Here is a 7,125-nt window from a genome sequence, read left to right on the forward strand (position 1 = left end):
GCGCGGCGGCATGGGCGGCCGGCCGCAGCGCTCGCGCGAACCGGAGCCGGCCGGCGCGATGGCGGCGGCCTTCGCCAAGCTCAAGCGCTGATCCCGGGCTTGGGCTTCGAAGCCCGCAGGAAACGAAAAACCCGCATCTCCGGATGCGGGTTTTTTCATGGCGGGCGTACAAAAGAAAAAGCCGCGCGCTTGCGCGGCTTCGTCGAGGTCGGCAACCGCAGCAGTGCTCGGCGCCGCCGCTGCGTCCAGCCTCAGATCTCGATCTTGGTGCCGAGCTCGACCACGCGGTTGGCCGGGATCGAGAAGAAGTCGGTCGGCTTCGCGGCGTTCTGGTGCATCCAGGCGAACACACGCTCGCGCCAGATCGACATGCCGGGCAGATGGGTCGGCACCACCGTCTCGCGCGCGAGGAAGAACGAGGTGTCCATCAGCTCGAAGGACATGTCGTGCTTGCGGCCGATGTCCTCGAGCACGGCCTTCACGTCGGGCGTCTCGTTGAAACCGTATTCGGCCTTGACGATATACAGCCCGCCGCCCGCCTCGTGCACCGTCACGCGCTCCTCGTCTCGCACATAGGGAATGTCGCGCGTGATGAAGGTCAGGAACAGCGTGCGCTCGTGCAGCACCTTGTTGTGCTTGAGATTGTGCAGCAGGCTCACCGGCACCAGCGTGTCGCTGCCGGTCAGGTAGATCGCGGTACCCGAGACGCGATGCGGCGGATGCGCCAGCAGCCCCTGCAGGAACGGCGTGAGCGGAATGCCGTCGGCGGCGGTGCGCTCCTTGACGATATGGCGGCCCTTGAACCAGGTGGTCAGCAGGAAGAACAGCAGCGCGCCGATGCCGAGCGGCAGCCAGCCGCCCTGCGCGACCTTCAGCAAGTTGGCGCCGAAGAAGCCGAGGTCGATGATCATGAACACGCCGATGATGCCGGCCACCAGCAGACGGTTCCACTTCCAGACATTGATCATCACGACACCGGCCAGCACGGTGGTGATCACCATGGTGGCGGTCACCGCGATGCCGTAGGCGGCGGCGAGATTGTCGGAGGACTTGAAGCCGATCACGATGCAGAGGATCACGAACAACAGCAGCCAGTTCACCACCGGCACGTAGATCTGCCCGATCGCCAGGTCCGAGGTGTGCAGCACCTTCATGCGCGGCACGTAGCCGAGCTGGATGGCCTGGCTGGTCAGCGAATAGGCGCCCGAGATCACCGCCTGCGAGGCGATCACGGTGGCCACCGTGGACAGCACCACCAGCGGCAGCAGCGCCCAGTCGGGCGCGAGCAGGAAGAACGGGTTCTCGATCGCCTTCGGATTCTGCATCAGCAGCGCGCCCTGGCCGAAGTAGTTCAGCACCAGCGAGGGCATCACCAGCACGTAGGCGGCGAGCCGGATCGGGCGCATGCCGAAGTGGCCCATGTCGGCGTAGAGCGCCTCGGCGCCGGTCAGCACCAGCACCACCGAGCCGAGCACCACGTAGGCCTGCAGCACATGGGCCGACATGAAGGAGAAGGCGTAGTAGGGATTGATCGCCGCGATCACCATCGGCACGCGCGCGATGTGGTAGATGCCGAGCGCGGCCAGCGTCAGGAACCAGATCACCATGATCGGGCCGAACAGCTTGCCGACCATCGCGGTGCCATGGCGCTGGATCCAGAACAGCGCGATCAGGATCACCACCGTGATCGGCAGCACCATGTGGCTCAACTGCGGCGTCGCGATCTCGAGGCCCTCGACGGCCGACATCACCGAGATGGCCGGCGTGATCACCGCGTCGCCGTAGAACATGCAGGCACCGAAGATGCCGAGCGCCATGAGGATCCTGGTGGCATTCCTGCGCGGTTCGATCGAGCGCAGCGCCAGCGCCATCAGCGCCAGCACGCCGCCCTCGCCGTTGTTGTCGGCGCGCATCACGAACAGCACGTACTTGACGCCGACCACCAGCATGATGGCCCAGAACAGCAGCGAGATCACCCCGAGGATCGAGGCCTGCGTCAGCGGGATCCCGTGGGCCGGGCTGAACGCCTCCTTCAGCGAATAGAGCGGGCTGGTGCCGATATCGCCGAACACCACGCCGATCGCCGCGACGGCGAGAGCCTGCAAGGAGGAAGAGCGTGTGTTCGAATGGTTCGTGTCGGTCATGGAAGCGTAACGTTCCGTTCTGGGGTCGGAAAAACGAGCGCTATTCTAGACTGACCGGGTCGCAATGCCACCTCGCGGTGTTGCCGTGATGCGACGCGGCGCGGCCAGTGTAGCATGCGTCCCCGTTTAGACGGAAAGCGCGCCGGCAGACTGGGCGCCGGCGCGCAAAATGAAATCGGCGCCCGTGGGCGCCGATGCGGTGCGCCGCGCGATCGCTTCGCGCGGCGTGTCGAGCGAGTCGCTTACTGCGCCGCCTCGTCGTTGCGCTGCGTATAGCCGCGCTTGGTCCAGGCCACCAGATTGTGCGGACGCAGCGTGTCCCACTCCTCGAAGGGCTGATGGATCCAGGGATTCGTCGCCAGGTGCTGGACGAAGTAGTCGGGCTTGACCTTCGAACAGGCCTTGTACCAGAGCACGGCCGAGCGCACCGCCGTGACCGACGGATAACGCTCCTTCAGATGCTGCTGGACGCGCGCGAGCGTGACGCCCGAATCGACCAGGTCGTCGACCAGCAGCACGTTGCCCGACAGGTTGCCGCGCGTCATGGTGATGTACTGCGCGATATCGAGATCGCCCTGCTGGGTGCCGGCCGCCTCGCGATACGAACTGGTCGCGAGAATCGCGAGCGGCAGGTCGTAGATGCGCGAGAGCTGGTCGCCCACGCGCAGGCCGCCGCGCGCGAGGCAGAGGATCTGGTCGAACTTCCAGCCCGATTCGTGCACCGCGAGCGCGAGCAGCTCGACGAGCCGGTGATATTCGTCCCAGCCCACCCAGAGGTTCTTGTCGTCGTTGCGAGGATCGGACATGGCGATCGGAGCGCCGTGATGATTCGTGGCTTGCGTCATCGTGCGGGCGAACCTCAGACCTTGAACGGATGACGCAGCAGGATCGTCTCGTCGCGATCGGGGCCCGTCGACACCATGTCGATCGGCACGCCAGCCACTTCCTGGACGCGCGTCAGGTAGGCGCGGGCCGTCGCCGGCAGCGCATCCCAGCGATCGATGCCGACCGTGCTTTCCTTCCAGCCCGGGAAGGTTTCGTAGACCGGCTCGCAGCGCGCCACGTCGGCCGCGCCGCGCGGCAGCAGGTCGACGTCCTTGCCGTCGATCTTGTAGCCGACGCAGAGTTGCACTTCCTCGAGACCGTCGAGAACGTCGAGCTTGGTCATGCAAAGGCCCGACACGCCGTTGATCTGGATCGAGCGGCGCAGCGCGGCCGCGTCGAGCCAGCCGGTGCGGCGCGGACGGCCCGTGACCGAACCGAATTCCTTGCCGACGTTGGCCAGCGTCAGGCCGACCTGGCTCTGGCGCGCGGGATTGTCCGCGTCGTAGAGCTCGCTCGGGAACGGGCCCGAGCCGACGCGCGTGCAATAGGCCTTGGTGATGCCGAGGATGTAGTTGAGCTTCTGCGGGCCGACGCCGGCGCCTGCCGCGGCAGCACCGGCCACGCAGTTGCTCGAGGTGACGAACGGATAGGTGCCGTGGTCGATATCGAGCAGCGTGCCTTGCGCGCCTTCGAACAGCAGGTTCTGGCCTTGATGGTTCGCGTCGTAGAGGCGGCGCGAGACATCGGTGACCATCGGCTTGAGACGATCGGCATAACCGAGCATCGTGTCGAGCGTGGCCTGGAAATCGACGGCCGCGCCGCCGAGATACTGGGTCAGCACGAAGTTGTGGAAGTCGAGGTTCTCGCGCAGGCGATCGGCGAAGGTCTTCGCGTCGAACAGGTCCTGCACGCGCAGCGCGCGGCGGCCGACCTTGTCTTCGTACGCGGGGCCGATGCCGCGGCCGGTGGTGCCGATCTTGCCGGCGCCGCGGCGCGCTTCGCGCGCCTGGTCGATCGCGACGTGGTAAGGGAGGATCAGCGTGGCGGCTTCGGAGATGAACAGGCGCGAACGCACGTCGATGCCCGCTTCTTCCAGCTCGCCGATTTCCTTGAACAGCGCCTCGGGCGACAGCACCACGCCGTTGCCGATGTAGCAGGCCGTGCCCGCGCGCATGATGCCGGAAGGAATGAGGCGCAAGATGGTTTTCTTGCCGCCGATGATGAGGGTGTGGCCGGCGTTGTGACCGCCCTGGAAACGCACGACGCCGTGAGCGTGGTCCGTCAGCCAGTCGACGATCTTGCCCTTGCCTTCATCTCCCCACTGGGTTCCCACGACGACGACGTTGCGCCCGGGAGTCACATTCACTGCGCTGGCAGACATGTTGATTCGTTAGCTGGTTAAAAACGTATTCTACCTAGGTTCGGCGCGGGTTCCGAATTTTTCCGTTTCGCGTCAACGATATGGCACCCGAAACATCCGCGCCGCGCTTGTTTCAGCGGGTCTGGACGAGCCACGCGCCGCCCTGCTCGACCAGCACGCGGTCGCAGGCGAACTCGTCGAGCACGTGATCGTGCCCCGGCAACGCCTGGATCACGACCTCGCCCGCATCCCGCAGCGCGGCCACCGCCACGCGCAGCGCCTCGTCCTGGCGCCAGGGCGCGAGAATCGCCGTGCCGCGTGCCTCGATCGGCGAGATCCGCGCGATTTCGCGCAGGTCCAGCGAGAAGCCGGTGGCCGGGCGGGCGCGGCCATAGGCCTGCCCGACGTGGTCGTAACGGCCGCCACGCGCCACCGCGTTCGGCACGCCGTCAACGTAGGCCGAGAACATCGCGCCGCTGTGATAGGCGTAGCCGCGCAGGTCGGCCAGGTCGATCGCGACCTCGGCGCCCTGCACCTGGGCCGCGAGCTGCGCGAGATCGTCGAGAGCGCGCGCGATTTCAGGCAGCGCCGGCAACTGACGACGCGCCTCGTCGATCACCGAGGCATCGCCGTACAGATGCGGCAGCGCGCGCAAGGCGGCGCGCGTATCCGGCCCCAGATCCTCGGTCAGTTCGTTCAGCAGCGGCACGTCCTTGCCGGCCAGCGCGCCGTACAGCGTCTCGCCACGCGCGGCGGCCACCGCGTCGCGCGAGAACAGCGCATTGAGCACGCCGGCGTGGCAGAGGTCGAGGCGGATCGTGCCGATGCCGGTCAGGCGCAGCGCATCGAGCATCAACTGCTGCACCTCGAGATCGGCCTCGAGGCCGGCGTGGCCGTACAGCTCGGCGCCGATCTGGATCTGCTCGCGCGTCGCGTGCAGGCCGCGCGGCCGCGTATGCAGCACGTTGCCCGCGTAGCAGAGGCGCGTCACGCCCTGGCGGTTCAGCAGGTGCGCGTCGATCCGCGCGACCTGCGGCGTCATGTCGGCACGCAGGCCCAGGGTTCGGCCCGACAGCTCGTCGACGAGCTTGAAGGTACGCAGGTGCAGATCGTTGCCGCCGCCGGTCAGCAGCGACTCGAGATACTCGAGCAGGGGCGGCATCACCATTTCGTAGCCATACGAACGGAAGCGGTCGAGCAGCCTGCGACGCAGCTCCTCGATCTTGCGTGCTTCCGACGGCAGCACGTCGGCAATATTCTCGGGAAGTAACCAGGTCGACATCGTCACGGTCCTACGACAGAAACTGCGGCGCGCGCTGGCGCGCCGGATTTGGAATCGGATGGTGCAAATACCGGGCCCTCGGCGCAGCACGCGAGGCGGCGGCGCACGCGGCGCGACGCGATCCGGCCCGATGGGCCGGAATCGGTCAAAACAGGAGAAAACGGGCCGGATCGACGGCCCTACGTCAGGTCGCGAAGACGAGCAGCACGAGGCCGATCACCATCACGATCAGGCCGCCGATCCGGATATGATGCGGCGGCCGCTCCGCTATTCTACGAAAGGTGTCGCGCCAGGCGACCGGAAACACGAACGGGAACGCGCCTTCGATGATCAGCATCAGCGCGAGAGCGAGCAACAGCGAACCGGCCAGATCCATGCGGTATCGATGCGCCGCGCGAGGCGGCGCCCCTTCTCAGCGTCAGTGTTTGCGGGGAGCGGGAGCCGGCGCCGCGGAAGCGCCGCCGCCCGTCGGGCTGCGCATGAAGCGGAAGAACTCGCTGTCCGGGTCGACGACGATCACATCGTTCGCATGGAAGGTGTTCCGGTACGCCTGCAGGCTTGCATAGAACTGGTAGAACTGCGGATCGCGGCCGAAGGCTTCGCCAGCGATCGAGGCGGCCTTCGCGTCGCCCTCGCCCTTGATCTGCTGGGCCGACTGGTAGCCGTCCGCGAGGATCTGCTGTTGCTGGCGGCCCGCCTCGGCCTTGATGCGCTCCGCGTCGGCCGCGCCTTCGGCGCGCTCGGTATCGGCACGCTCGCGCTCGGCCACCGACATGCGGCGATAGGCAGCTTCGGCCGCGGCGGCGGGCAGGTCCACGCGCAGCAGCGACACGTCGGCGATCTCGACGCCGTAGTCGGCGGCCGCGGTTTGCAGCGAACGCTTAGCTTCGTCGGCGATGGCCTGTTGCGCGCCGATCGCATCGACCAGCGAGCGCGTCGAGAACGCCTGCGTCAGCGCGCCCTTAAGCGACGCCAGCAGCGGATCCACCGCATCGCGCAGGCCGCCTTCGGTCTTCGCGTAGTACTTGAGCGGATCGGCGATCCGGTAGCGCACCGCCGGGCTGACCAGCACGTCCTGCTTGTCGGCCGTGGTGCAGCTCTGCGGATCGGCCCATTCGAGCGTCTGCAGGCGCGTGTCGACCAGCACGGCCGTCTGCAGCGGCGCCGGCAGCTTCGCGTGCAGGCCGGGGCCCAGCACGGTCGGTTCGCCGTCGCCACGGGCCGACAACACCGCCGCGTGACGCGGATCGACGATGAACACGGTGGACGACGCGACGAACGCGACCACCACAAGCGCAATGACGAGCGCAACGATTCGATTCATGTGTGGCGCTCCCCTTTACTGCAGATCGTCTTCGCGCGACCGGCTGCGGAACGCCTCGCGCGATCGCAGCGGATCGTTGCCCGACGCCGCGCTGGCGGCGTTGGCGGCGCTCGCGGCCGGCGCGGCGCTCACCGATGCCGCGGTGGCACCGGAGGATGCCGGCGCGGCGTTGCCCGCATCGGGTGCGCTG

At 67.3% G+C, this 7,125-nt stretch carries 6 protein-coding genes; all 6 read right to left on the reverse strand.

The annotated features are described in order from the left end of the window. Positions 1-251 precede the first annotated feature (251 nt). Positions 252-2,144 (reverse strand): potassium transporter Kup, encoded by a 1,893-nt coding sequence (locus tag F3J10_RS33355; protein ID WP_025097667.1) that lies wholly within the window; start codon positions 2,142-2,144, stop codon positions 252-254. Between the two features lie 242 nt (positions 2,145-2,386). After that, on the reverse strand, positions 2,387-2,989 hold the full coding sequence (locus tag F3J10_RS33360) for a phosphoribosyltransferase (RefSeq protein WP_025097666.1): 603 nt from the start codon (positions 2,987-2,989) through the stop codon (positions 2,387-2,389). Between the two features lie 14 nt (positions 2,990-3,003). Continuing rightward, a complete protein-coding gene (locus F3J10_RS33365) occupies positions 3,004-4,350 on the reverse strand; it encodes an adenylosuccinate synthase (protein ID WP_025097665.1) in 1,347 nt (448 codons plus the stop codon). A 112-nt stretch (positions 4,351-4,462) separates the two neighbouring features. Beyond that, the gene (locus tag F3J10_RS33370) at positions 4,463-5,611 is read right to left on the reverse strand and encodes an ATP phosphoribosyltransferase regulatory subunit (RefSeq protein ID WP_025097664.1); all 1,149 of its coding nucleotides are present in this window, start codon (positions 5,609-5,611) and stop codon (positions 4,463-4,465) included. A 184-nt stretch (positions 5,612-5,795) separates the two neighbouring features. After that, a complete protein-coding gene (locus F3J10_RS33375) occupies positions 5,796-5,987 on the reverse strand; it encodes a DUF2065 domain-containing protein (protein ID WP_025097663.1) in 192 nt (63 codons plus the stop codon). Between the two features lie 42 nt (positions 5,988-6,029). Beyond that, entirely contained in the window at positions 6,030-6,935 is a 906-nt protein-coding gene (locus tag F3J10_RS33380; RefSeq protein ID WP_025097662.1) for a protease modulator HflC, read from the reverse strand. Positions 6,936-7,125 lie beyond the last annotated feature (190 nt).

Origin of the sequence: Burkholderia sp. Cy-637, assembly GCF_011753175.1 — a bacterium.
Lineage (GTDB): Bacteria > Pseudomonadota > Gammaproteobacteria > Burkholderiales > Burkholderiaceae > Burkholderia > Burkholderia gladioli.